Here is a 23,842-nt window from a genome sequence, read left to right as displayed (position 1 = left end):
GTTAAACCAGAACCGAACCTTTGGAGTCGATCACGCCCTGCGTCTCGGCCTCACCCAGCAGCATCTCGTTATGGGCCTTGCCCGACGGGATCATGGGGAAGCAGTTTTCGTGCTTTTCGACCAGACAATCAAAGATCACCGGACCGTCGTAATTGATCATCTCCATGATCGCGTCATCCAGATCGGCGGGGTCGGAACACAGGATACCTTTGGCGCCAAAGGCCTCAGCCAGTTTCACGAAATCGGGCAGGGCCTCGGACCAGGAATGTGAATAGCGCTCGCCATGCAGCAGCTCCTGCCACTGGCGGACCATGCCCAAACGTTCGTTGTTAAGGATGAACTGTTTCACCGGCAGGCGGTACTGAACGGCGGTGCCCATTTCCTGCATGTTCATCAGCCAGCTGGCCTCGCCGGCGACATTGATCACCAGAGCATCCGGATGCGCCATCTGCACGCCGATCGAGGCGGGGAACCCATAGCCCATCGTGCCCAGACCACCCGATGTCATCCAGCGGTTGGGGTCTTCGAACCCAAGGTACTGCGCCGCCCACATCTGGTGCTGACCCACCTCGGTGGTGATGTAGCGATCATGCTTTTTTGTCAGTTCTTCAAGGCGTTGCAGCGCGTATTGCGGTTTGATCGACTTTTCGCTGTTGGTGAAGGCCAGGCAGTTGATCTTGCGCCACTCGGCGATCTGGTTCTGCCATTGTTTGACATTCGCGGCGTCCGTCTTGCGGCCGCGCGACTTCCAGATCTTCAGAATATCCTCGAGCACATGCGCCACATCGCCGACGATCGGGATGTCCACCCGGATGACCTTGTTGATCGAGGACGGGTCGATGTCGATATGCGCTTTTTTCGAGTTCGGCGAAAACGCATCGATGCGCCCGGTGATCCGGTCATCGAACCGCGCACCGATATTGATCATCAGATCGCAATCATGCATCGCCATATTGGCCTCATAAAGGCCGTGCATGCCGAGCATCCCCAGCCAGTTCTCGCCCGAGGCGGGATAGGCGCCCAGACCCATCAGGGTTGAGGTGATCGGAAAGCCCGTTGCATCCACCAGTTCACGCAGCAACTGGCTTGCCGCGGGGCCGGAATTGATAACGCCACCGCCGGTGTAGAAGATCGGCTTCTTTGCGGTTTCCATCGCGGCAACCAGTTCGGTGATCTCTTCCAAATCTCCTTTCATCGCGGGTTGGTAATGCGAGGTCGAAGGTTTTGGGCTGGCATATTCGCCCGACGCGAACTGCACATCCTTCGGGATGTCGATCAGCACCGGGCCGGGGCGGCCCGAGGTGGCGACATGGAATGCCTCGTGCAGGGTTTCAGCCAGCGAGTCCGTGTCCTTCACCAGCCAGTTATGCTTGGTGCAGGGGCGGGTGATGCCTACGGTGTCGGCCTCCTGAAACGCATCCGATCCGATCATGAAGGTCGGGACTTGCCCGGTCAGAACGACGATCGGGATCGAATCCAGCAACGCATCGGTCAGACCGGTGACAGCATTGGTGGCACCGGGGCCGGACGTGACAAGCGCGACGCCCGGTTTTCCCGTCGATCGGGCATAGCCTTCGGCCGCGTGGATCGCGCCCTGTTCGTGACGCACCAGAATGTGGCGAATGTCGTTTTGCAGAAAGATCTCATCATAGATCGGTAGCACGGCGCCACCGGGGTATCCGAATACCGTGTCCACGCCCTGATCCTTGAGGGCCTGAACCACCATCTTTGCGCCGGTCATCTCACGTGTCATCTGCTTTGCTCCGTTCGCGACATGTGTCTTGCGTTCGACAAAAAAAAGCCCCCGATTTTTCGGAGGCGCATGGGTTCGATTATGGTTTACCGTTACCGGCCCATGCGCGTGGTTCCTACGATTACGACTAGCGTTCTCATCGCCAGAGGCTCCTTTTTGCTTGGAGGCGACATTATGGTCGGGGGGAAGGGGCGTCAACAGGCAATTGCACCAATTTTCTATCTCAGCGGCGGTATTTTGCGACATTTTATTGCGCAGATTGCCGCATGTCGGGAATTTCCGGGAATTCGACGTGAAAATTGGCCGTTTTGTGTGCGGATAAGGCGGTCTGAAAGCGTCAGGCCGATGTCCGAAACGGGCATGATCATTACTTTTTTCTGCGCCACGCTGAACGTGCAGGGGGCAAAACCCGGAGGCTTGAAATGTTGCAGGACCTGGTTGATCTTGGCCGCTATCCAATCGATCGTCCGGATTCACCGGCTTATGATCGGCTGATCGAGGATTTGAGACGCGAGTTGGAACAGGATGGATGTGCCGTTCTGCCGGGTTTCGTGCACGAAGCAGGGGTCAAGCTTCTGGTGCAAGAAGCCGAGGGGGTAGCGCCCAAGGCGCACCGGTCCTTCAACAGAACCAACGCCTATTTCACGAAGGACGACCCAAGGCTTGGCATCGCTCATCCGATCCGCCGGTTCTATGATCGTTCGAACGCCTTTGTTCCGGCCGACAATCTTTCGAAATCCGGCCCGCTGCGGCGCATTTACGAGTTCGACGGCTTTCTTCCCTTTGTCCGCGATGCCCTGAATGAACCCGAAGACCGCTTTTTCCGCTACGATGATCCATTGGCGGACGTGATCATCAATGTCGTGGAAGAAGGGCAGGGCTTTCCCTGGCATTTCGACACCAACAACTACACCGTGACGCTGGCCATCCAGAACGGAGAGACGGGCGGCGCGTTCGAGTATGTGCCCAACCTGCGGACGGCGGAAAATGAAAACTTTGAACTGGTGGCCTCGGTTCTCGATGGGAACATGGGGCGGGTTCGCCGGCTGGAGCTGCGGCCGGGGGATTTGCAGATTTTCAAGGGCCGGTATTCACTGCACCGGGTCGCTCCGGTTAGAGGCAAGCGCCGTCGCTATGTCGGCATCTTTTCCTTTGTCGAGGCTGAAGGCATGTGTGGCGGTGTGGAACGGACGCAGCAATTGTATGGCCGCGTTTTGCCGCATCACTACAAGCGCGCGGGGCTGCGAAAGGATCAATTGCTGGATTGAGTGTTCAACCTCGGTACAATGCATCTGATTGATGTCCGGAGAGTCAGATGCCCAAGATTTTGCAGCTTACACCATTTGTGTTGTGCTCGTCCCTGAAGGACCAGATCGACTTCTATTGTGATCGCCTTGGGTTCACCTGTGGGTTCATGCAAGACAATTATGCCTTTTTGAAACGTGGTCCTGTTGCGATCCGCCTTTTGGAGTGCCCGCCGCGGGATGACGGCAAGCCATTGGGTGATGAACACTCCTTCTATATCGATGTTGAAGATATTGATGGGCTTTATGACAGCCTGCGCGACCGATTGGCCGATCTGCCCGAAGGCCGTGTCAGGCCGCCGTTCAATCAGCCCTATAATCAGCGTGAATTCCACGTTCTGGACGAAGACGGGACATTGGTTTTTTTCGGAGAAGGTCTTTGACCGGGCGGGTACCGCTCCCGCCCATCTTCAACACGCTTGCGGCGCGTATCCTCTGGTTGGGCCGGGCAGCGCTGCGCGCTGCGGGCGCGTGCAGATCAGAAACCGACGCCAGTCCCCTGCAGCACGCCATGTTCCAAAGCGTAGCGTGTCAGCCCGGCGGTTGAGGATATGCCGAGTTTGCGTTTGATATTCTTGCGGTGCGTTTCGACCGTCCGCACGGAAATATCCAGCGTTTGCGCAACTTCCTTGTTGGATTTGCCCTGCGCCAGTTCCAGCAGAATGGTCTGTTCACGTCCGGTCAGCGCTTCGCGCACGTTGTTGCCCTTGGGCTTGAGCGATCCGCTGGCGCCGGTGCACAGATACTGTTCACCCCGCATCACCGCATCAATGGCCTGCTTGATCTCTTCCGTGGGCACATCCTTGAGCACGTAACCTTTGGCACCGTGGCTGAGCGCGGTCGAGATATATTCCGGGCTGTCATGCATCGACAGGATCAGGATGCGCGTTTCCGGCAATCGCTCCAGGATGATTTCCGTGGCGCTGAGACCGCCGAGGCCGGGCATGTTCAGATCCATCAGGATCACATCCGGGGCAAGGTCAACAGCCTGATCCACTGCCGCCTGTCCGCTGCCAAGCGTACCGACCACTTGAATCTCATCATAGCTTTCGAGGATGGACTGGATGCCCTCGGCCACCATTGGATGGTCGTCGACGATAAGAACTCGGATGCTTTCGGCGCTCATGTGCCGGCCTTTCGGTTCGGTGTTGCGTCTTCCTGCGGCGGCAGAAGGTGGCTCAGCGGCAGGCTGACTTCGATGACGGTGCCACCACGCGGTCCGCGTGATGACAGAATGCGCAGGGACCCGTCAAGCTGTTCGATGCGTTCTTGCATGTTGCGCAACCCGATCCCGGTGCTGGGGGTGCTGGGATCGGTCCGCATGCCCCGGCCATTGTCGGTGATCCGCATGGTTGCACCTTTCTTGTGCCCGCGCAGGTCTATCGTAACATGCGTGGCGCCAGAGTGGCGCTCGATATTGGTCAGCGCCTCTTGCGCGATGCGATACAGGGCAATCTTGCTGTCCTGATCCAGCCGGTTGCGGAACACCACGGTCGAGAATTCCGTCTCGATCCCGGTGCGGTCCCGGAAATCGTCGGTCAGAGCTTTCAGCGCTGGCCCAAGGCCCAGATCGTCCAGTACGCCGGGGCGCAGGTCGCGACTGATGCGGCGGACCTCGGTGATGGCGGTGCCAAGATGGTCAATCCCTTTGTCCAGCGGATCGCGTGCGCCCGCGTCATCGCCGCGCGACAGGCGGCGCCGCGCGTTGTCCAGCGCATAGCGTACACCGACCAGAATCTGGCTGATACCGTCATGCAGTTCGCGGGCAACGCGGCCTCGTTCCTCTTCCTGGGCATCGAAGACGCGCTGGGTCAGTTCCTTCAGCTTGGCGTCCGCAAGTCTGCGCTCGCGGATGTTCAGCAACATGCCGGATGCAAAGACGATGAGCACCGCCGCCACAACGATCGCGCCGATATACATGAAGGTGCGCTGAACGCGGGCCTCGACCTCGGCCCTGGCGTTGGCGACCGTTGCAACGATGTCGTCGATGAAGACTCCGGTTCCCACGACCCAGCGCCAGTCCTGAAGCCCGACGACATAGGCGATCATCTGCGCTTCCTCTCCGGTCGAGGGCTTTTGCCACATGAAGCTGTGCCAACCAGCCCCCTGGCGGGCGAGGCGGATGAACTCGTCAACGATCGGAGTGCCGTCGCTGTCCGTCAGCCCTTCCCAGTTTCGGTTGATGAACTGCGTCTGGCGGGGGCTGACCAGATTGTTGCCCTCATAATCGTAGACAAAGAAGAACCCATCCTGGCCATAGATCATTGCCGACAGGATTTGGGACACGAGGTTTTTCGCGACCTCGTCATCAGGCTCGGCCCGGCCGTAGATATAGGCGAACCCGTTGCGCGCCTGTGTCACGTAGTTGCGCAACTCTTCCTTCTTGGCTTCGACCAGGCTGCGTTCCAGCGCTTCGATCTCACGCTCGGCGGTCGCGCGCGCCTCGTATGCCACAAGCACGGCAATTGCCGCCACGGCCACGACCAGCGGGATTGCGGCAACCAGTGACAATTTCTGTGCATAGGTCAGCGAGACCAGATGTCGGAGTCTTTGCATGGACGAATCGATACGCAAGCGGCGGCGAAAATGCAAAAAGATTGGGCTTTGTTCGGGGAATACAGAGATTATCGTCGGGGAAGACGTGCTTTACGGTCTGATTTCTTGCTGGAAATCGCAAAGAATCCGATTCTCTACGCAGTAGTAGGTATTCCCTTTCAGTTCGGTCACATTAGGCTGACGCGCACTGAATGCGACAGGTCCGGTTCTGCCGGGCCGTGACTATGAAGGGGAGGAACACTCATATGGATCGTCGTTCATTTCTGAAAAAATCCGCGCTGGGCGGTTCGGCTGCTGCAGCGACCGCATTGGCGGCACCGGCTTATGCTCAGGGCCAGCGTACCCTGACCATGGTGACCTCGTGGGGTCGTGGTCTGGCGGGCGTGTTTGACAGCGCGCAGCGTTGTGCCGACAGCATCAACGCCATGTCGGATGGCAGCCTGAATGTTGAAATCAAGGCGGCAGGCGAACTGGTTGGCGCCTTCGAAGTATTTGACGCGGTTTCGTCGGGTCAGGCGGACATGTATCATGCCGCTGACTATTACTTTGTGGGTCAGCACCCGGGTTATGCGTTCTTCACGGCCGTTCCTTTCGGCATGACTGCACAGGAACTGGTGAACTGGTACTATCATGACGGCGGTATGGAGCTGCATGACGAGCTGGGCGAAATCTTTGGCCTGAAGTCCTTCCTGGCCGGCAACACCGGTGCGCAGGCGGGTGGCTGGTACTCGAAAGAGATCAACAGCCCCGAAGACTTCAACGGTCTGAAGTTCCGTATGCCGGGTCTGGGCGGCAAGGCGCTGGGTAAACTGGGCGCATCGGTCCAAAACATTCCGGGGTCGGAAGTGTATCAGGCGCTGTCGTCCGGCGCGATCGACGGTACCGAGTGGATCGGTCCATGGGCCGACGAAAAGGCCGGCTTCCAGGAAATCACCAAGACCTACTACACTGCGGGCTTCCACGAGCCGGGCGCAGGTCTGTCGCTGGCAACCAACCGCGACGTGTTCAATGAACTGACCCCGGCACAGCAGAAGATCATCGAGATCGCTGCTGCCGAAGCGCACCAGTGGAACCTGGCACAGTTCCTGGCCAACAACGGCGCAGCGCTGCAGCGCCTGCAGGCGGGCGGCGTCAAGGTTCTGGAATTCCCGGACAGTGTCTGGGACGCGTTTGGTCAGGCCAGCCAGGAAGTTCTGGACGAGAACATGGGCGATGAGCTGTTCAAGAAGATCCACGACAGCGCGATGACGTCGATGGCAGCATCGTCTGCTTGGAACAACCTGTCATCGGGTGTTTACACCGCTCAGCGCGACCGTGTTCGCGGCTAAGCCATTCTGATCCAAGAAAAACCGGTTCCCCCGCGTCGTGGGGGAGCCTTTCCCGTTGCGCTAAGGGGTTTGGGCAAGCAACAATAATCCCATGCACAACTGAGACGACCTGGGGACAACATGCAGGACGAAAACGGTATCTCGTTCTTCGGCGCCCTGTGGAATGGACTGGTCTGGTTCATTCAGAACATTGCCGAAGCCTTCTATAATTTCGGATACGCCATCACGCATCCGCAACTCTGGCTGGACTGGTCCGACAAGGCGTCGATCATGCGCTTTGTCTATTACGGCGGTTCGGTCGAGTTCTTCTTTGTGGTGTTCACGTTCTTTCTGGTTCTGACGGCCATCGGGCTGTACTACCGGAACTTCATGTGGGCCATCGTGCGGGGCCTTGAGGGGTTCGCCAACACCACCGGCCGCTTCTTTGCCTGGGCGGGCCTTTTGATGGTGATCCAGCAGATCGTGATCGTTTTCATGCAGCGGGTCTTTACACGACCCGATATGTCTTTTGGTTTGGGTATCCCGTTCCAGATGGATATCAGTTGGTTCGCGGAAGAACTGAAGCTGTATAATGCGATGGTCGTGTGCCTGTGCTGTACCTACACATTCGTGCAGGGTGGGCATGTGCGCGTTGACCTCATCTATGCCGGCATCAGCCACCGTGCCAAACGGGTGGTTGATATGTGCGGTGCGGTTTTGTTCATGATGCCCATGGCGGTGTTAACTTGGATGTATGGCTGGTACTTCATGTGGCGGCACCTGATCGTGCCGAAACCTTCGGCCAGTGACACGCTGGACCGGCTGGTGGCCAAGTCCCGCGCCCTGCGCTGGAACGTGGAAACCATTGGGTTCAGCCCCAACGGATTCAACGCCTACTTCCTGTTCAAGATCTTGCTGGTGGCCTTTGCAGCCATGGTGTTCCTGCACGCAATCGCATTCCTGTACCGGTCGTATCTGGAATACGTGGAAGGGCCGGAAAGCACCGGAAAATACCTCGACAAGGACAGCCTTGGTGAGGGTGAAGAAGCCTATGAAGGCGCACATTAGGGACGGAGACCCAGACTATGTTGTTCGGACTTGATGGCGTCGAGATAGGCCTCATTATCGTATTCTTCTGCCTCTTCGGAGGCATCCTTTCCGGCTTCCCGGTGGCCTTTGCCATCGGCGGCGCCGGAGTGATTTCCTTTGGGATCATCGCGGCACTGGACAGTGCCGGGCTGTTGATCCACCAGGCAATCGACACAGGCTCACAAGCCTATCGGGATATTGTAAATTCCGGGGTAAAACCTGATGTCATATCGGTATTCCGATACCCGGATTTGCCAAGGATAGCCGAGCCGGTCTTTGTCTCTGGCTGGGAAACCGCGCTGGACCGCAACGTGTCGTTCATCGTGAACCGCATGAACGAGCGCGTACTGGCAGGGCAATCCATTGAGACCCTGTTGGCCGTGCTGATGTTCGTTCTGATGGGGATCACGCTGGAACGCTCGAAAATCGCGAACGACCTGCTGACGACGATGGCGCGCGTCTTTGGACCGCTGCCGGGTGGTCTGGCCGTGTCCATCGTGGTTGTGGGGGCATTTCTTGCGGCCTCTACCGGCATCGTTGGCGCGACCGTGGTGACCATGGGCCTGCTGGCGCTGCCAACCATGTTGCGGAACAATTACTCGCCGGAACTCGCAACGGGTGTGATCGCGGCCTCGGGTACGCTGGGGCAGATTATTCCGCCCTCGATCGTGATCGTTCTGCTTGGCACATTGGCGGGCGATTTGTACTCGACAGCGCAGGAGACGCGGGCAGTTGAGGCGGGATGTACCGATGCGCTGACCTATTTGGGAGAGCCGGCGGTTGTCTCGGTCGGAACCTTGTTCCAGGCGGCTCTTTTGCCGGGGATTCTTCTGGCCCTGCTTTATGCGTTGTATGCGTTTGGTTATGCATTGCTGAATCCCCATAAGGCACCTGCCGTGGCGCTGTCAGGCGGGTCGGGTGAGCCGATCACCCGGTCCGAAGGTCTGACTTGGCTGCTGGGCGCACCGGTTGCGCTGATTGTCGGCACCGTGTTGCTGGGCAATGTCGGCCTGATCGGCAGCCAGAACATTTCGGTCTCGGCTTTCTCGGACATCGGACAGGGCGCATCGTTGCGTACCAACGTGTCGGAAGAATGCAAGGTATCGATGATCGATCTGCATGGTCAGGCCGCCTGGGATCAGGCCGTCGCCGAGCAGGAAGCCATTGATGCCGCTGGCGGTGCAGCTGAGTCTCAGCGCCTGACCGAAGAAGAACTGGCCGCCGCACAACAGGAAATGATTGCATCAGCCGCACCAATTGGCACGGGTGTCGCGATCACCGTCGTGCTGTTGGGCCTCACTCTGGTTCTGGGCCGTGGCATCGCCCCCTCGCGTGCGCCACAGCCGCTTATCGTTGGTGCGATTGGTCTGCTTCTTATGGTGTTGGTCGATATTTTGCTGATTTCGCCCACAACAACTTCGGGGGCGACGTTCCTGTTGCTCGCGTTGCCATTTGCGCTGGCCATGTATGGTTGCAAGGAAGCCGCAGCGCGATGTGCGACCAATGACCTGATCCGCGTGGTCTTCCCGCCATTGGTTCTGATCATCGCGGTTCTGGGGTCGATCCTGGGTGGTGTGACCAACCCGACACCGGCAGCTGCGCTGGGGGCGGGTGGCGCGATCATGCTGGCGGCCTATCGTAAGCTGCAGGATCAGGGGCGATCGGGCAAGGTGATCATCTGGTCGACCTTTGCCGTGATCATCGCCTTGCTGATGGGGGTCAACTTTGACCTGCGGGTCAATCAGGGCAATGTGACGTTGGAGACCTGGATCGCCTTCATCATCGCGTATGCAGCCTATCTGTATGCCTTGTTCGGGCTGCTGTTCGGGTGCTGGGTGCTGTATTCAAGCGGAGTTCTGACCCCGGTGGTGCGCGAGACGGCCAAGGTGACCTCGATGGTGTTTACCATCCTGATCGGATCCCAATTGCTGAACCTGGTGGTGATCTCGTTCGGAGGGGAGCACTATATCCAGCAATTCCTGAAGAGTTTTGACAACGAGTTCACGGTCTTCCTGATCGTGATGCTGGTGTTGTTCATTCTGGGCTTCGTGCTGGATTTCCTCGAGATCATCTACATCGTGATCCCGATCGTGGGGCCGGTGATCTATGGCGGGTCGTTCGACCCGAAATGGGTGACGATCATGGTGGCGGTGAACCTGCAAACATCCTTCCTGACACCACCGTTCGGGTTCGCGTTGTTCTACTTGCGAGGGGTTGCGCCGAAGGAAGTGACGACGGGCCATATCTATCGCGGGATCATTCCATTTGTTTTGATCCAGGTGGTAGGGATCGCAATTCTGTGGTTCTTCCCGGCGATTGTCACGATCGTACCGGACCTGATCCCGAACTGATCCGGATCATCAAAATGCAAAAGGGGGCCCGAAGGCCCTCTTTTTCTTGTTTGTTGCAGGGAAGGGGCCAGCCCCTTCTTGCCCTGCGGCCAATTCATCCCCGGGATATTTGGGGCCAGATGAAGAAGCGGATCAGGTGAATTGGATCAGATCCCAGCGGTTGCCATAAGGATCGCGCCAGACGGCGACTGTGCCATAGGATTCAAAGCGGGGAGTTTCTTCGAAATGGACCCCGTTGGCACGCATCTGTGTGTAGTCGCGTTGGAAATCATCGGTTTGAAGGAAAAAGCCCACACGGCCGCCGGTCTGGTTGCCGATGGCGGCGCGTTGTTCGGGCCCGTCGGCTTTGGCCAGAAGAAGGCCGCCGCCGTCTGAACCCGGCGGTGTGATCAGGACCCAGCGTTTTCCGCCCCCGAGATCGATGTCCTTCAAGAGCTGGAAGCCAAGTCTTTCCGTGTAAAACGCAAGTGCGTCATCCCGTGTAAAACGCAAGTGCGTCATCGTAATCCGGCACCACGAGTGTGACGGCGTGCAGGTTCTGTTTCATGGGGTGGTCAGCCCTTGGTGGGGTGGCGGTCGGGAAGCTGGATATTGGCCACTTGCTCGGCAATCGGAGCGGTGGACAGGGGGTGCCGTGAGGAAGAGCAGAAGGTATCCGGATCTGTGATCTTTTGCCATTCGCCCTGAACATAGGCCTCAAGCCCGGAGAATTTTGCCTTGTAGCCCATCTTGGGGCTGCCGGGGACCCAATAGCCCAAGTAGATATAGGGCAGGCCAGCTTCGCGCGCGATCTGGATATGGTCCAGGATCATATAGGTGCCCAGAGAATTCTGAGGCTGGTTCGGATCGTAGAAAGAGTAGACCATGCTCAGCCCATCATCGAGCACGTCGGTCAGGCTGACAGCGATCAGGTCGCCGGTCTCAGGATCTGCATATTCCACCACCCGGCTTCGAATCGGGGTTTCCTCGATCATTGCCGCAAATTCGAACACGTCCATGTCGGCCATGCCGCCGTCGGCGTGCCGGGTGTCAAGATAGCGGCGGAACAGCTCATACTGCTCGTCCGTGGCCCAGGGCGATGTGGCGCGGCGTTGCAGATATCCGTTGCGTTTCACCGCGCGTTTCTGGCTTTTTGTCGGGCGGAAAGCCGATACGTCGATCCGGGCGGACAGGCAGGCCGCGCAATCTGTGCAGGAAGGGCGGTAGAGTACATTCTGCGACCGGCGAAACCCCTGCTGCGACAGGGAATTGTTCAACTGTTCCGCACCTTCGCCCTGGAGCGCGGTGAACAGCTTACGCTCCATCCTGCCATCGAGATAGGGGCAGGGTTGCGGGGCCGTGACATAGAATTGTGGCGCAATTGGCAGCGTGTGTCGCATGAAGTTCCCAGATAGCCTCGGGAGGGATGATAGCAACCGTTCCCGAGGCCGCCAAGTGTTTCGCGCAACCGCGTGTCAGGCCCGTCGATTGATCATGACCGTGCCCAGAAAACTGTCGGTCAGACCCTGGCCGCGGGCGCTGGTCAACATCATGATCACCGAGATGATCTGGATCACCGCAAACGCCATGCTGACGAAATAGCCGGCAGTGTGGGCGATGGCCTTGCCCATATCCATTCGTTCTCCGAATGCGTCGCGCAATTCGATTCCCATGAACCGCATGCCCAGTGTGGCCGAGCCGTTGGTGATGGTTACTACGCGATAGACAAAGCTGATCACGGCATAGATCACTGCCAGAAAAAACAGACCGAGGCCTGCGCTCAACAGGATCGCCACCGTGCAGAGCAGCGAGATGAAGGCGATATCAAACAACCACGCGACAAAGCGTTTGCTTGTCACTGAGTTGTAGAATTCTGGTTGGGTATCCGGGTCAGGCAGGTGGTTCATTCGTCAGGTCCGAAAAAATGGGTCAGGGTACCCTGTCCCGGAATGCCGGGACAGGGCAAGGTCAATTAGGCGGGCTTGCCATTTCCGTCGTCTTCATGGTTCTCGCGGGCGCGTTCGTCCATGAACTCGTCGAATTCGGCCTTGTCCTTGGCATCGCGCAGGCGGCGCAGGAACGCCTCGAAGTCCTGCTGTTCGCGTTCAAGGCGGGCCAGTGTATCTGCCTTGTAGGCGTCAAATGCGCTGTTGCCGGATGGTTTCATCGCGCTCATGTGGCTGTGCCAGGATTTGCGGCGGCTGCAGGATTTGTTGAACATGCGTTTGCTCCAGATCATGTAAGCCAGAAGGGCCAGGCCAACCGGCCAGAAGAAGATAAAACCAAGGACCATGGCGGCGATCCAGGCCCCTTTGCCTTTGTCATCCAGCCAGGCCTCGATTCGATAAAGCCATCCCGGATTCGCGGGGACGGCGGGGTCGGACAATGCGGTCATTTGAGCTCTCCAGGGTTGATGTAAACTCTTTTCACATTGCTTAGATGGGGTCGTGGACGAGGGTTGCAAGGGCTCAATGTAAAAAAGATTTACATTTAGCAATTCGGTTGACGGTGAGCGTCATCAGCCGCAGGTTGCGGAAATGGATATGAAAGAACACAAAACGGCACCTGCGCTGAGTGAGATTCTGAATTTGGAAAAGCAGGTCTGGATGGCGCTGGTTGAGGGCAACGCAAGCGCAGACCGGGCGTTGCTGAGCGCGGATTTTCTTGGGGTCTATCCGACGGGATTTGCCAATCGTGACGATCATGTCGGTCAATTTGCAGACGCACCGACGATGGCCGAGTTCGAACTGAGCGGCGAAAGACTACGTGTTCTGACACCGGATATCGTCCTGCTGTCCTACAAGGCCGATTACCTGCGCCCGGGTGCGACAACGCGCGAGGCGATGCTGATTTCTTCTTTGTGGGAACGCAGAAACGACGTTTGGGTCAACAGTTTCAGTCAGGACACGCCGGTTCAGAACACCTGATCAGAATGCCCCATTGACGATCACGCGCCGCGATGCGCAGTTTGCGCCCATGACAGACGTTTTAGCCATTTCAAGACTTCCGCGCGCTTTCGATCCATCCCTGGGGGCCGAAGCGCGGGCCCTGATGCCTGATTTGCCGGCCGAGATGGCGGAATTGGTGGCGGGCACCGCCGGTTCCAGCCCCTATCTAAAAAGTCTGATCGAACAAGAGAAGGGCTGGCTGCCCGAGGCCCTGATGCACCCAGATCAGGCATTGGCTGACGTCATGGCTGCTGCGCGTGATCTGCCGCCGGATCAGTTGAAACCCGGATTGCGGCAGGCCAAGCGGCGAATGGCTCTGCTTACGGCGTTGGCCGATATTGCAGGTGCATGGCCATTGGAGAAGGTCACGGCGGCCCTGACCGATTTCGGTTCGCTGGCCGCGGATGTTGCCGCCAAGGCCGAGATCGCGACACTGATCCGGCGCAAGAAGCTGCCGGGCATGACCGAGGATGATGTCGAAACCGCAGCCGGCCTGGTCATACTGGCGATGGGCAAGATGGGCGCGCATGAGCTGAACTACAGCTCGGATATCGATCTGATCGTCCTGTTTGATGAGACGCGCTTTGACCCCGAAGACTTTTACGAGGCCCGGCAGGGCATGGTTCGGGCCACGCGCAACTTCTGTGCGACGTTGAGCGAGAAGACGGCGGATGGCTATGTGTTCCGAACGGATCTGAGGCTGCGCCCCGACCCGGCCGTGACACCGGTTTGCATGGCGATGGAGGCCGCCGAGCGGTATTACGAAAGCCTCGGTCGCACGTGGGAGCGTGCGGCTTACATCAAGGCGCGGCCCTGCGCCGGGGATCTGGATGCGGGGCAGCGTTTCCTGGACGGCTTGCGCCCCTTTGTCTGGCGCCGCCATCTGGACTTTGCCGCCATTCAGGACGCCCATGACATGCGCCTGCGCATCCGGGAAAACAAAGGGACAGGCGGGTCTTTGTCGATCCCCGGTCACGACATGAAACTGGGGCAGGGCGGTATCCGCGAGATCGAGTTTTTCACGCAAACCCGCCAATTGATCGCGGGCGGGCGGGACGCTGACCTGCGGGTACGAGGCACGGTTCCCGGGCTGGCGGCGCTGGCGGCAAAAGGCTGGGTGCCACAGGATGTGGCGGACAAGCTGACCGATCATTACCGCGCGCACCGCGAAGTCGAACATCGCATCCAGATGATTCATGATGCGCAGACCCACAAGGTGCCGAACTCACCCGACGGGATCGAACGCGTCGCCTGCCTGAAGGGTATCAGCAGTGCCGAGTTGACGCAGGACCTGAAAAACCGTCTGACCGAAGTGCATGAGCTGACCGAAGGGTTCTTTGCCCCCGGACCTGGTGCGGCGCCCGCCCATGTACAGGATGTGGAGTTCGACAAGAACGTTCTGGCCCGATGGACGACATATCCGGCCCTCAGGTCCCAGCGCGGCGCGCGGATTTTCGAACGTCTGCGCCCCGAGTTGCTGTCACGTCTGGCCAAAACCGCCAAGCCCGACGAAGCATTGTTGGCTTTGGACGGGTTCCTGGCGGGCCTGCCCGCCGGGGTGCAGCTGTTTTCGCTGTTCGAGGCGAATCCGCAACTGATCGACTTGCTGATCGATATCGTCGGAACCTCGCATGCTCTGGCATCACACCTGTCCCGCAACGCGTCGGTGTTTGATGCGGTGATCGGGGGCAGTTTCTTTGCGGATTGGCCCGGGCAAGAGGCGTTGCAAGCGGAATTGACGCAGGCTTTGTCGGAAGAAACGGATTATGAAACCCAGCTTGATCTTGCCCGGCGCTGGTGCAAGGAATGGCATTTCCGGGTCGGCGTGCATCACCTGCGCGGCCTGATCGACGGAAAGAAGGCAGGTCGGCAATATGCCGAGCTTGCGCAGTCGGTCATCGCGGCCATCCTGCCGCATGTCACCGAAAATTTCGCCCGCAAACACGGCCCTGCACCGGGGCGCGGCGCTGCCGTGCTTGGGATGGGGTCGCTGGGGGCAGGCCGGATCAACTCGCAATCCGATCTGGACATGATCGTCATCTACGATCCTTTGGATCAGGACATGTCTGACGGTCCGCGCCCTTTGGCCACGCGCACGTATTATGCGCGGTTCACGCAGGCCCTGATCACGGCATTGTCCGCGCCGATGTCGCAAGGACGCTTGTATGAGGTCGATATGCGATTGCGTCCCTCGGGCAATCAGGGGCCGGTTGCGACCAGTTGGGCCAGCTTTGTCAATTACCAGCGGAACGAAGCCTGGGTGTGGGAGCATCTGGCTCTGACCCGCGCGCATGTTGTTGCCGGGGACGCCGGACTGGGCGAGGAAATCGAAGCCTTCCGCACCGAGTTTCTGTCGCACCCGCGAGAGCAGGGGAAGGTTCTGCGCGAAGTGGCCGAGATGCGGTCACGTCTGGCCGCGGCCAAGGCACCCGCCGGCATCTGGGACGCCAAGAACGGCCCCGGCCGGCTGATGGATATCGAACTGATGGCCGAAACCGGTGCTTTGCTGGCAGGGACCGCGCAGCGCGATGTCGCGTCGGGTCTGGATGGTGCCGTCGCAGCCGGGTTGCTGGATGTCGCGCAGGCGCAATCTCTGAAAGACTGCTATGACCTATTCTGGTCGGTGCAATGCGCCGCGCGGTTGCTGTCGGGCAAGACAATCGAAGCCGACAAGATCGGCGAAGGCGGTACTGCATTTTTGTGCCGCGCCACCGGGTTCGAACAGGTCGAGGCGTTGCAGGCGGCATTGCAGGAATGTTACACGACCGCGGCCGATCTGATCGGCGGCGTGATCAAGGGGGAAGAAGATGGCGCGCAGCAGTGATCCCAACGACCACAAAGGTCTGATCCGCGAAGCCTATCGAATCGACGGCATCACCCTGCCAGAGTGCCGCAGCATCTTTTTGGACTGGGCGCTGAGCCTTCCTGCGGATCGCGACCAGAACACGGCGCTGGCCGAGCTGCACGCGGGCTATGCCGAGCAGAACCCCGATCATCCGATGACACAGGTTCTGACCGAAGGCCTTCAGACGGCAAAGGCCCCAAAACGCCGCGGCGGTTGGCGATCCCGTAACCGCTAGGGCTTTCCCACCGGCGCGTTCAGGACTATGAGGGCGCCATGACCCAATCTGCCGACCGTCCCCGTATCCGCCTGAAACCCAAAGCCAATGCGCGCGGCCTGCGCCATGGTTTCCCCTGGGTCTACGCCAATGACATCGTCTCGGACCGCCGTACCAGAAAAATCCCCGCGGGCGCATTGGCGGTGCTCGAAGATGACAAACGGGCGCCCGTCGCGCTGGTCGCGGTCAACCCCGCGTCCAAGATCATGTGCCGGGTGCTGGACCGTGACATCGATGCGCAGCTTGACGCGACATGGTTCGAGAACCGTTTGCAGCGCGCCCTCGATCTGCGAGAAAGCCTGTTTGACGCCCCGTATTATCGCCTGATCCATGCCGAAGCGGACGGCTTCCCCGGCGTCATCATCGACCGCTTTGGCGAGGCCTGCGTCATTCAGCCCAACGCGGCCTGGGCTGAGGCGCATCTGGATGTGCTGACCCAAGCTCTGGTCAAAGTCACTGGCGTGACCACGGTGCTGAAGAACGCCTCGGGCCGTACACGCGGGCTGGAGGGGTTGGACGACGTCAACCAAGTATTGCGCGGATCCGCGCCCGATGCGCCCCTGCCTGTGCCGATGAATGGCGCCACCTACATGGCGGATCTGACAGGCGGTCAGAAGACCGGGCTGTTTTACGACCAGCGCCCCAACCACGCCTTTGCCGCGCGCCTGGTTCATCCCGATGCGCAGGTGCTGGACGTGTTCAGCCATGTGGGCGGCTTCGGTCTGGCGATGCTTGCAGGTGGAGCGGGGCAGGCATTGTCCGTCGATGGCTCAGCCGCCGCGCTCGACCTCGCGAAACAAGGGGCCGAGGCGTCGGGCCTTGCTGAAGAGTTCCAGACGCGACAGGGCGACGCGTTCGAGGTTCTGAATCAACTGGGCGAAGAAGGCGCGCGATTTGACGTGGTGATCTGCGATCCGCCCGCGTTTGCACCGTCCAGACAAGCGCTGGATGCGGGGCTGCGCGCCTATGAACGTATCGCACGACTGGCGGCGCCTCTGGTCAAACCCAGTGGTTATCTGGGGCTGTGTTCGTGTTCGCACGCGGCTGACCTGAGCCGGTTCCGCGATGCGTCCTCCCGTGGGATCGGGCGCGCCGGGCGTCAGGCGCAACTGATCCACACCGGGTTTGCGGGTCCGGATCACCCGCAACTGCCGCAACTGGCGGAAAGCGGCTACCTCAAAGCAGTGTTCTACCGCCTGTGAAGGCCGTTCTCGACACCTGCGTCATCTATCCCACGGTGATGCGCGAGATGCTGCTGGGCGCGGCCCGCCTTGGCCATTTCACTCCGATCTGGTCTGCCCGCATCCTCGAAGAATGGGCCCGCGCCGCGCGCAAGCTGGGCCCGACGGGCGAGGCGCAAGCCCGCGCCGAAATTGCCTTGGCGCAGGCGCAGTGGCCGCAGGCCGAACGCGCGCCGGTCCCGGGGTTGGAGCAGCGCCTCTGGCTGCCCGACGCAGCCGATATCCACGTCCTGGCGACGGCCATCACGGCCTCGGCTGACGTCATCGTCACCGTCAACGCCAAGGATTTCCCCAGAAATATTCTGGCAGAGGAGGGGCTCGACCGCCGAGATCCCGACGGCTTGCTGCATGGTCTCTGGCTATCGGACCCTGACGGCCTGGCGACTATCGCCGATCGCGTTCTGAGTGAAGCCATCCGCCTTTCCGGCCACCAATGGACCTTGCGCGCGCTGATGAAAAAGGCCCGCCTTCCACGCCTTGGCAAGGCGCTCACCCAATAGACTGGGCCCCCTTCATCTGGCTAAAAATATCCCGGAGAGCGCGAGAGGCTGGCCTCTCGCTGCGCACCCTCAGCCACGCGCCCAACGCTGCTCAAGGGCCTCCAGTGCCGCAATGCGCTCACCCGTTTTCGGGTGGCTCATCAACCATGCCGGGGCAACGCCCGCCCGTTGCTGCGTCAGGTCTTCCAGCTTGTGAAACAAGGATTTCTGCGGCCCGATCCCGATTCCGGCCTTGGTCAGCAAGGCGGCGGCATATTCGTCCGCCTCATACTCATCCTGTCGTGACAGGCGCGAGGCCAGCAATGACGTCAAGGCATTCGCAATCATCGCTCCGATGAACGGAATAAACCGGTTCAGCACCATGATCAGCGCCGTCCGCATTGCGTTTTGACCTGAAAAATCAATCATCCGTCGCTTTGCATGACCCAAGGCAACATGCCCCAACTCATGTGCGATCACGCTGGCCATCTCTTCGGCCGAAACCTCTCCGTTGCGGAATTTTCGGTAAAACCCGCGCGTGATGAAAATCCGACCGTCCGGAGCAGCCAGCCCGTTCACCGGGTCGATCTCGTAGATATAGACGGGGACCCGATCGATTTCCAAAGCCGCGGCCAGCCGATCCGTCATCCGTTTCAGCACCGGGTCGGCCAGTTCGGTCGATTTTGCGTCCAGCTCACGATGGGTGCGCCAGACCGAAATGCGGTACATCACGATGGCGTAGCCAATTGCCAGCAGGATCGGGGTCAATCGAAGCATGTCAAAGATATGGTCCGAACAAGGGCATTGCGCAAGTCACACCTGCGGGATGTTCGTCGGGACCCGCATGTTCGTGCGTCGAAATCAGCACAACCCTCCTCGTGCGCCGAAACAGGCACAACCTTCGATAAGTTGTGATCTTGCGACATGAGCTGTTGATTATTTCAACGATCCCACTTAACCGACGGGGCGCTATCGATGGGGGACCCATGACCGACAAGAACTATGAAGCGCGTCACCTGGAAACACTCGACCGGGATTTGCGGCGCTTTTCACGCCTAGAAATGGCGACCGCACAGGCTGGACGGCCCTTTGTGGGCTCAGGGATTGCCCTGGCATTCATTGCTGCCGCAGGCCTTGTGGCCGCTTTTCTGTTCGGGCAGGGCAACAACGCGCTTGTCGTCGTGATCGCGGCGATGTTCGGGGCCTATATGGCGCTGAATATCGGAGCCAATGACGTCGCCAACAACATGGCCCCTGCGGTGGGGGCGAATGCGCTGACCATGGGCGGTGCCATCGCGATTGCCGCCATTTTTGAAAGCGCCGGGGCGCTCATTGCCGGGGGCGATGTCGTGTCGACCATCGCCAAGGGAATTATTGCGCCGGAAAGCATGGGAACGGCCAATGTCTTCATATGGGCGATGATGGCGGCGCTGCTGTCCTCGGCGCTTTGGGTCAATCTGGCCACATGGGTCGGCGCGCCGGTTTCCACCACGCATTCGGTTGTGGGCGGCGTCATGGGGGCAGGGATCGCCGCGGCTGGGTTCGGCGCCGTAAGCTGGGGTACCATGAGCAAAATCGCCGCCAGTTGGGTGATCTCGCCACTTCTGGGAGGCTTGGTCGCAGCCGGTTTCCTGTGGTTCATCAAGGCCAGGATCATCTATCAGGAAGACAAGATCGCCGCGGCCCGCAAATGGGTGCCGATGCTGGTCGGGATCATGGCGGGCGCCTTTGCATCTTATCTGGCGCTCAAGGGCCTCAAGAAAATCATCAAGATCGATCTCGGGACGGCCTTGCTGATCGGTGCGGCGTGTGGCGGGCTGATCTGGGCAGTGATGATCCCGGTGATCCGCCGCCAGTCCGAAGGGCTTGAGAACCGCAACAAATCGCTGAAGATTCTGTTTGGAATTCCACTGATCATCTCTGCGGCGCTGCTGAGCTTTGCGCATGGCGCAAATGACGTTGCCAACGCGGTGGGGCCGTTGGCCGCGATTGTGCAGGCTTCTGCCTCGGGCGATTTCACGCATGCCGTCAGCATTCCCCATTGGGTCATGGTCATCGGTGCGTTCGGGATATCGTTCGGCCTGTTCCTGTTTGGTCCGAAACTGATCCGCATGGTCGGCAGCCAGATCACCAAGCTCAACCCGATGCGGGCCTATTGCGTCGCCCTGTCGGCCGCGATCACGGTGATCGTTGCAAGCTGGCTGGGCCTGCCTGTCAGTTCCACCCATATCGCGGTTGGCGCTGTATTCGGGGTCGGGTTCTTCCGGGAATGGGATGCCGAGCGGAGGCTGAAACGCGCAAGGCTGGCCTTTCCTGAACGCCCCCGCGTCGCGCCGGAAGAACGCCGCCGCCGCAAGCTGGTTCGCCGGTCGCATTTCCTGACCATCGTTGCCGCGTGGGTTATCACTGTTCCCGCAGCAGCAATGCTGGCAGCGATCCTGTTTCTTGGGATTCAGGTGATTGCCGGGTAAACTCTGGCGCTGACCTCAACGGGTCAGCGCTTTCATTCCCTGTTCCAGCCCTGCCAGGGTCATCGGCACCATGTGGCCTTCGAAGATTTCCTGAATCATGCCGATGGAATGGGTGTATTCCCAATATTTCTCGGGCACGGGATTGATCCACAGGTTCGACGCCCATTGATCCCGCGCGCGTTGCAGCCAGACTTGCCCGGCCTCGGTGTTCCAATGCTCGTTGGCGCCACCGGGATAGGCGATCTCATATGGGCTCATCGAGGCGTCGCCGACGAAGATGCATTTGTAGTCGGGCCCATAGGTGCGCAACACTTCATGCGTGGGCGTCTGCTGGTCCCAGCGGCGGCGATTGTCACGCCAGACGCCTTCGTAAAGGCAATTGTGGAAATAATAATATTCCAGATGCTTGAACTCGGACCGTGCGGCTGAAAACAGCTCTTCCACCACTTTGATATGCGGGTCCATTGAACCGCCAACGTCCAGGAACAGCAGGACCTTGACCGCGTTGTGACGTTCGGGGCGGGTCTTGACGTCCAGATAGCCGTGTTCGGCCGTGGCGCGAATGGTGCCGTCCAGATCCAGTTCTTCCGCAGCACCTTCGCGCGCCCAGCGGCGCAGGCGTTTCAGGGCAACCTTGATGTTGCGCGTGCCCAGTTCAACCGTGTCGTCCAGGTTTCTGAATTCGCGCTTGTCCCAAACCTTGACCGCGCGCTGGTGGCGGCTTTCCTTTTGGCCGATGCGCACGCCTTCGGGATTGTAGCCATAGGCCCCGAAAGGAGAGGTCCCGGCCGTGCCGATCCACTTGTTGCCGCCCTGATGGCGGCCTTGTTGTTCCTTGAGACGCTCGCGCAGCGTGTCCATCAGCTTGTCGAAACCGCCAAGCGCCTCGATCTCGGCTTTTTCCTCGTCTGACAAGTGTTTTTCGGCCATTTTGGCCAGCCAGTCGCCGGGAATGTCAACGGCTTCCAGAACCTGATCGAAGCTGATCTCGTTCAGCCCTTCGAAACTGGCGGCAAAGGCGCGGTCGAACTTGTCAATGTTGCGTTCGTCCTTCACCATCGACACGCGCGCGAGATAGTAGAACGCCTCGACATCATAGGTGGCCAGACCCTTTTTCATGCCTTCCAGAAAAGTCAGATACTCCCGCAGCGATACCGGGATGCCAGCTTTGCGAAGGTTTTCGAAAAAGGGCAGGAACATCGTGTCAGCCCACCAAACGCACCAGAACCAACGAGATCACCAGACCCACCAGCGCAAAGGCAATGCCGTATCCGGCGGCATATTGCGCCATGTCGGCGCGATTGCCGCTGCGCTTTTTCGCGGCCAGTGCGCCTAAGGTCGCACCCAGTGCCGCCATTCCCAGAACTACCAACATATGTGCGTCATCCGTCTTTCGTGCCATCCGTGTTTCTTCGGCCATTGCCCCGCGACAACGACTGGGCCACCAGATCCGAGCCAAACCCGTACCGCGCCCATCCCAGGCTGTCCAGCCTGACGGCACGTGCCTGCTGTATCTGCCCCGCCTGCTTCAGCGCTTCTGATTTCAGCAACAACAACGTGGCCAGCAAAGACGCATTTTCAGCCCGTGTCATGACGTCGATGGCCCTGTTCAGCTCGGACAGAACACTGGGTCCCTTTTCCTGTGCCAGCGCAAATGCCGCGGTTTGCGTGGTGACATAGGCCTGATGCACCTCTGTGCCTGGCGTGGCCTTCAGAAATTGCTGCGCAATCTGAAACTGGCGTTGAGCTTCGTTGGGGTCCCGGAATTGTTCCATCCGGCCTATCAGGTAATGAGGATAGGCGCGGCGGTGATCCGTCCATCCCTGCTGCTGACCGATCCGCGCCGCCTTTCGGGCAGCGCGCAGCTGTCTGGGCGACCCTGCGCCCGGTCCCAGTGATTTCTGAATCGCGTCAATCCATTCGCGCGGCGTATCCGTAAAGGGTTGAACGGGCACCCTGTCCCCGCGCGGGTTCATCCGGCTGAGAACCCCCGGGATGACCGCGGCGACCTGATCGCGGGTCATGCCGGTGCGCAGTTCCGGCGCATAGGCAGCCCGCAGGATCAACATGTCAAACCCGGTCAGAACCGTATGGATATTGTCGTCGTTGAACACCGAATCCGGCAGGTGATACAGATCGTTCAGCGGACCAAGCGCTTGGGCCAGTTCTTCATGCAGGCAATCACGTATTTCCTGCGGACTGACGTCGTATGGGATGAAAATCCCAAGCCGTTCGCGTTTGCGCAGTTCAGTCCAGCTGCTTTTGATTTTTCGGCGGTCACGGCGATATTCTTCAAGGCTCGAGGAATTGGGGACGACGAAACAGGCCGCATTGGGCAGAATGCGCAGAATGTCTTTCTGGCTGACGGCTTCGATGGTGATATTGGCCTGTCCTTCGTCGATCTGTCGGATGTTGATCCCGGCCTCGCGCTTCAGACGGTTGAGCAACCGGGTCAGATCCTGCTGCATGCTTGCTGTCGGCGATCCTGTCAGGCGGACTGTGACCGGGGTCTCAAAACGCGTGAAAACGGGCAGGGCGGCGCCGCTTTCCAGTTCGAAATGCAGGGACAGGAAGTCAGAGGCTATGTTCTTGTTGGACCGAGCAGGCGGCGAAGGGCGCGCCATTGAAAAAGACTTTGCAGGCGGCAGGCTTGCTTCGATGGGCGCGACCTGATCGGGCAGTTCGATCGTTTCAACCGTCGCGCAGCCGGCAACAACCAGTGCCAGAAAAAGGGCACTCAATCGCTTCATGAGCGGGCGTACTTGATGAACGGTGTCAGTGTGCCGATGCGATCATACAGTTTCCGCGCAGTGTGGTTGAATTCCTGGGTCAGCCAATAGACCGACGGCGCGCCCTGACGATCTGCCTCATCATAGACCGCCTGGATCAAGGCCCGGCCAACGCCTGCCCCCCGCGCCTCGGGGCGCGCGAACAGGTCTTGCAGGTAACAGACCTTTTCCACCTTCCAAGCGTGGCGATGAAACAGATAATGTGTCAGTCCGACCAAGGCGCCATTCTGCTCGGCAACGAAACAGGAAAAATCCTGCGGGTCGTCGCCCAGCAGTCTGGAAAAGGTTGTTTCGTATACATCATCGGGCAGGGCGGTTTCATAAAATGCCAGATAGTCCCGCCACATGTCGGCCCATTGGCTTTTGTCCTCGGCACGCAGGATGCGGATTGTCAGTGCGTTCGCCACGCGTTTCATCCAATTCTGTGGGCGGCGAAGCTCTGTTTCGCCAGATGGA

At 59.5% G+C, this 23,842-nt stretch carries 22 protein-coding genes and 1 pseudogene; 11 read left to right on the top strand and 12 right to left on the bottom strand.

The window, feature by feature from the left end:
• Nucleotide 1: 1 nt before the first annotated feature.
• Nucleotides 2-1,753 carry an acetolactate synthase 3 large subunit gene (locus GOW56_RS03355; protein ID WP_152458271.1) on the bottom strand — a complete coding sequence of 584 codons (1,752 nt, stop codon included), beginning with the start codon at nucleotides 1,751-1,753 and terminating at the stop codon, nucleotides 2-4.
• A 422-nt stretch (nucleotides 1,754-2,175) separates the two neighbouring features.
• On the opposite strand from GOW56_RS03355, the gene GOW56_RS03345 reads away from it, so the two are divergent.
• On the top strand, nucleotides 2,176-3,021 hold the full coding sequence (locus tag GOW56_RS03345) for a 2OG-Fe(II) oxygenase (RefSeq protein ID WP_171204927.1): 846 nt from the start codon (nucleotides 2,176-2,178) through the stop codon (nucleotides 3,019-3,021).
• A 47-nt stretch (nucleotides 3,022-3,068) separates the two neighbouring features.
• On the top strand, nucleotides 3,069-3,440 hold the full coding sequence (locus GOW56_RS03340) for a VOC family protein (RefSeq protein ID WP_171204926.1): 372 nt from the start codon (nucleotides 3,069-3,071) through the stop codon (nucleotides 3,438-3,440).
• Nucleotides 3,441-3,535: 95 nt separating this feature from the next.
• Here the strand turns inward: GOW56_RS03340 and GOW56_RS03335 are convergent, their stop codons facing one another.
• A complete protein-coding gene (locus GOW56_RS03335) occupies nucleotides 3,536-4,183 on the bottom strand; it encodes a response regulator transcription factor (protein ID WP_171115467.1) in 648 nt (215 codons plus the stop codon).
• Complete coding sequence (locus tag GOW56_RS03330) at nucleotides 4,180-5,613, bottom strand: cache domain-containing protein (RefSeq protein WP_171204925.1); 1,434 nt, start codon at nucleotides 5,611-5,613, stop codon at nucleotides 4,180-4,182. The genes GOW56_RS03335 and GOW56_RS03330 overlap by 4 nt, the downstream gene beginning before the upstream one ends.
• A gap of 245 nt (nucleotides 5,614-5,858) precedes the next feature.
• On the opposite strand from GOW56_RS03330, the gene GOW56_RS03325 reads away from it, so the two are divergent.
• From GOW56_RS03325 to GOW56_RS03315, 3 genes are all read left to right on the top strand, one after another.
• A complete protein-coding gene (locus tag GOW56_RS03325) occupies nucleotides 5,859-6,941 on the top strand; it encodes a TRAP transporter substrate-binding protein (RefSeq protein WP_117868673.1) in 1,083 nt (360 codons plus the stop codon).
• Nucleotides 6,942-7,061: 120 nt separating this feature from the next.
• Nucleotides 7,062-7,988, top strand: coding sequence for a TRAP transporter small permease subunit (locus tag GOW56_RS03320; RefSeq protein WP_152458266.1), 927 nt, complete (start codon nucleotides 7,062-7,064; stop codon nucleotides 7,986-7,988).
• 17 nt (nucleotides 7,989-8,005) lie between these two features.
• Nucleotides 8,006-10,360 (top strand): TRAP transporter large permease subunit, encoded by a 2,355-nt coding sequence (locus tag GOW56_RS03315; RefSeq protein ID WP_171115471.1) that lies wholly within the window; start codon nucleotides 8,006-8,008, stop codon nucleotides 10,358-10,360.
• A 132-nt stretch (nucleotides 10,361-10,492) separates the two neighbouring features.
• On the opposite strand, the pseudogene GOW56_RS03310 reads toward GOW56_RS03315, so the two are convergent.
• The 4 genes and pseudogenes from GOW56_RS03310 to GOW56_RS03295 all read right to left on the bottom strand — a co-directional run bounded on the left by GOW56_RS03310 (nucleotide 10,493) and on the right by GOW56_RS03295 (nucleotide 12,734).
• Nucleotides 10,493-10,907: pseudogene (locus GOW56_RS03310) on the bottom strand (VOC family protein).
• A 7-nt stretch (nucleotides 10,908-10,914) separates the two neighbouring features.
• Nucleotides 10,915-11,739 carry an arginyltransferase gene (locus tag GOW56_RS03305; RefSeq protein WP_171204924.1) on the bottom strand — a complete coding sequence of 275 codons (825 nt, stop codon included), beginning with the start codon at nucleotides 11,737-11,739 and terminating at the stop codon, nucleotides 10,915-10,917.
• Between the two features lie 75 nt (nucleotides 11,740-11,814).
• Nucleotides 11,815-12,246 carry an RDD family protein gene (locus GOW56_RS03300; protein ID WP_171115477.1) on the bottom strand — a complete coding sequence of 144 codons (432 nt, stop codon included), beginning with the start codon at nucleotides 12,244-12,246 and terminating at the stop codon, nucleotides 11,815-11,817.
• Nucleotides 12,247-12,311: 65 nt separating this feature from the next.
• The gene (locus tag GOW56_RS03295) at nucleotides 12,312-12,734 is read right to left on the bottom strand and encodes a DUF2852 domain-containing protein (RefSeq protein ID WP_171204923.1); all 423 of its coding nucleotides are present in this window, start codon (nucleotides 12,732-12,734) and stop codon (nucleotides 12,312-12,314) included.
• Nucleotides 12,735-12,882: 148 nt separating this feature from the next.
• Here GOW56_RS03295 and GOW56_RS03290 point away from each other — a divergent pair, with 148 nt between their 5' ends.
• The 5 genes from GOW56_RS03290 to GOW56_RS03270 are packed head-to-tail and all read left to right on the top strand — an operon-like array spanning nucleotide 12,883 to nucleotide 18,147.
• A complete protein-coding gene (locus GOW56_RS03290) occupies nucleotides 12,883-13,266 on the top strand; it encodes a nuclear transport factor 2 family protein (protein ID WP_254447144.1) in 384 nt (127 codons plus the stop codon).
• Nucleotides 13,267-13,315: 49 nt separating this feature from the next.
• The gene (locus GOW56_RS03285) at nucleotides 13,316-16,111 is read left to right on the top strand and encodes a glutamine-synthetase adenylyltransferase (protein ID WP_171204921.1); all 2,796 of its coding nucleotides are present in this window, start codon (nucleotides 13,316-13,318) and stop codon (nucleotides 16,109-16,111) included.
• Complete coding sequence (locus GOW56_RS03280; protein ID WP_152458258.1) at nucleotides 16,095-16,367, top strand: hypothetical protein; 273 nt, start codon at nucleotides 16,095-16,097, stop codon at nucleotides 16,365-16,367. The genes GOW56_RS03285 and GOW56_RS03280 overlap by 17 nt, the downstream gene beginning before the upstream one ends.
• Nucleotides 16,368-16,405: 38 nt before the next feature.
• Nucleotides 16,406-17,608 carry an RSP_2647 family RNA methyltransferase gene (locus tag GOW56_RS03275; protein WP_171204920.1) on the top strand — a complete coding sequence of 401 codons (1,203 nt, stop codon included), beginning with the start codon at nucleotides 16,406-16,408 and terminating at the stop codon, nucleotides 17,606-17,608.
• Nucleotides 17,605-18,147 (top strand): RSP_2648 family PIN domain-containing protein, encoded by a 543-nt coding sequence (locus GOW56_RS03270; RefSeq protein ID WP_171167719.1) that lies wholly within the window; start codon nucleotides 17,605-17,607, stop codon nucleotides 18,145-18,147. The genes GOW56_RS03275 and GOW56_RS03270 overlap by 4 nt, the downstream gene beginning before the upstream one ends.
• A gap of 69 nt (nucleotides 18,148-18,216) precedes the next feature.
• Here the strand turns inward: GOW56_RS03270 and GOW56_RS03265 are convergent, their stop codons facing one another.
• A complete protein-coding gene (locus GOW56_RS03265) occupies nucleotides 18,217-18,903 on the bottom strand; it encodes a M48 family metallopeptidase (protein WP_152458255.1) in 687 nt (228 codons plus the stop codon).
• Between the two features lie 209 nt (nucleotides 18,904-19,112).
• Between GOW56_RS03265 and GOW56_RS03260 the strand changes: the two genes are divergently transcribed.
• On the top strand, nucleotides 19,113-20,597 hold the full coding sequence (locus GOW56_RS03260; protein ID WP_171204919.1) for an inorganic phosphate transporter: 1,485 nt from the start codon (nucleotides 19,113-19,115) through the stop codon (nucleotides 20,595-20,597).
• A gap of 15 nt (nucleotides 20,598-20,612) precedes the next feature.
• Here the strand turns inward: GOW56_RS03260 and GOW56_RS03255 are convergent, their stop codons facing one another.
• The 4 genes from GOW56_RS03255 to GOW56_RS03240 are packed head-to-tail and all read right to left on the bottom strand — an operon-like array spanning nucleotide 20,613 to nucleotide 23,802.
• Nucleotides 20,613-21,797 (bottom strand): VWA domain-containing protein, encoded by a 1,185-nt coding sequence (locus GOW56_RS03255; RefSeq protein WP_171204918.1) that lies wholly within the window; start codon nucleotides 21,795-21,797, stop codon nucleotides 20,613-20,615.
• Between the two features lie 4 nt (nucleotides 21,798-21,801).
• Complete coding sequence (locus GOW56_RS03250; RefSeq protein WP_152458252.1) at nucleotides 21,802-21,999, bottom strand: hypothetical protein; 198 nt, start codon at nucleotides 21,997-21,999, stop codon at nucleotides 21,802-21,804.
• Nucleotides 21,980-23,347: a DUF2927 domain-containing protein gene (locus GOW56_RS03245; RefSeq protein WP_171204917.1), complete on the bottom strand. Its 1,368-nt coding sequence runs from the start codon at nucleotides 23,345-23,347 to the stop codon at nucleotides 21,980-21,982. Before GOW56_RS03245 ends, GOW56_RS03250 begins: the two co-directional genes overlap by 20 nt.
• Nucleotides 23,344-23,802, bottom strand: a complete 459-nt coding sequence (locus GOW56_RS03240; protein WP_171204916.1) for a GNAT family N-acetyltransferase — start codon at nucleotides 23,800-23,802, stop codon at nucleotides 23,344-23,346. The genes GOW56_RS03245 and GOW56_RS03240 overlap by 4 nt, the downstream gene beginning before the upstream one ends.
• Nucleotides 23,803-23,842: the final 40 nt, after the last annotated feature.

Origin of the sequence: Ruegeria sp. HKCCA0235A (genome assembly GCF_013033235.1) — a bacterium.
In the GTDB taxonomy this organism is placed as follows: domain Bacteria; phylum Pseudomonadota; class Alphaproteobacteria; order Rhodobacterales; family Rhodobacteraceae; genus Ruegeria.
Note: the sequence above shows the minus strand (reverse complement) of the source record. Positions and strands in the feature narration are given on the sequence as shown.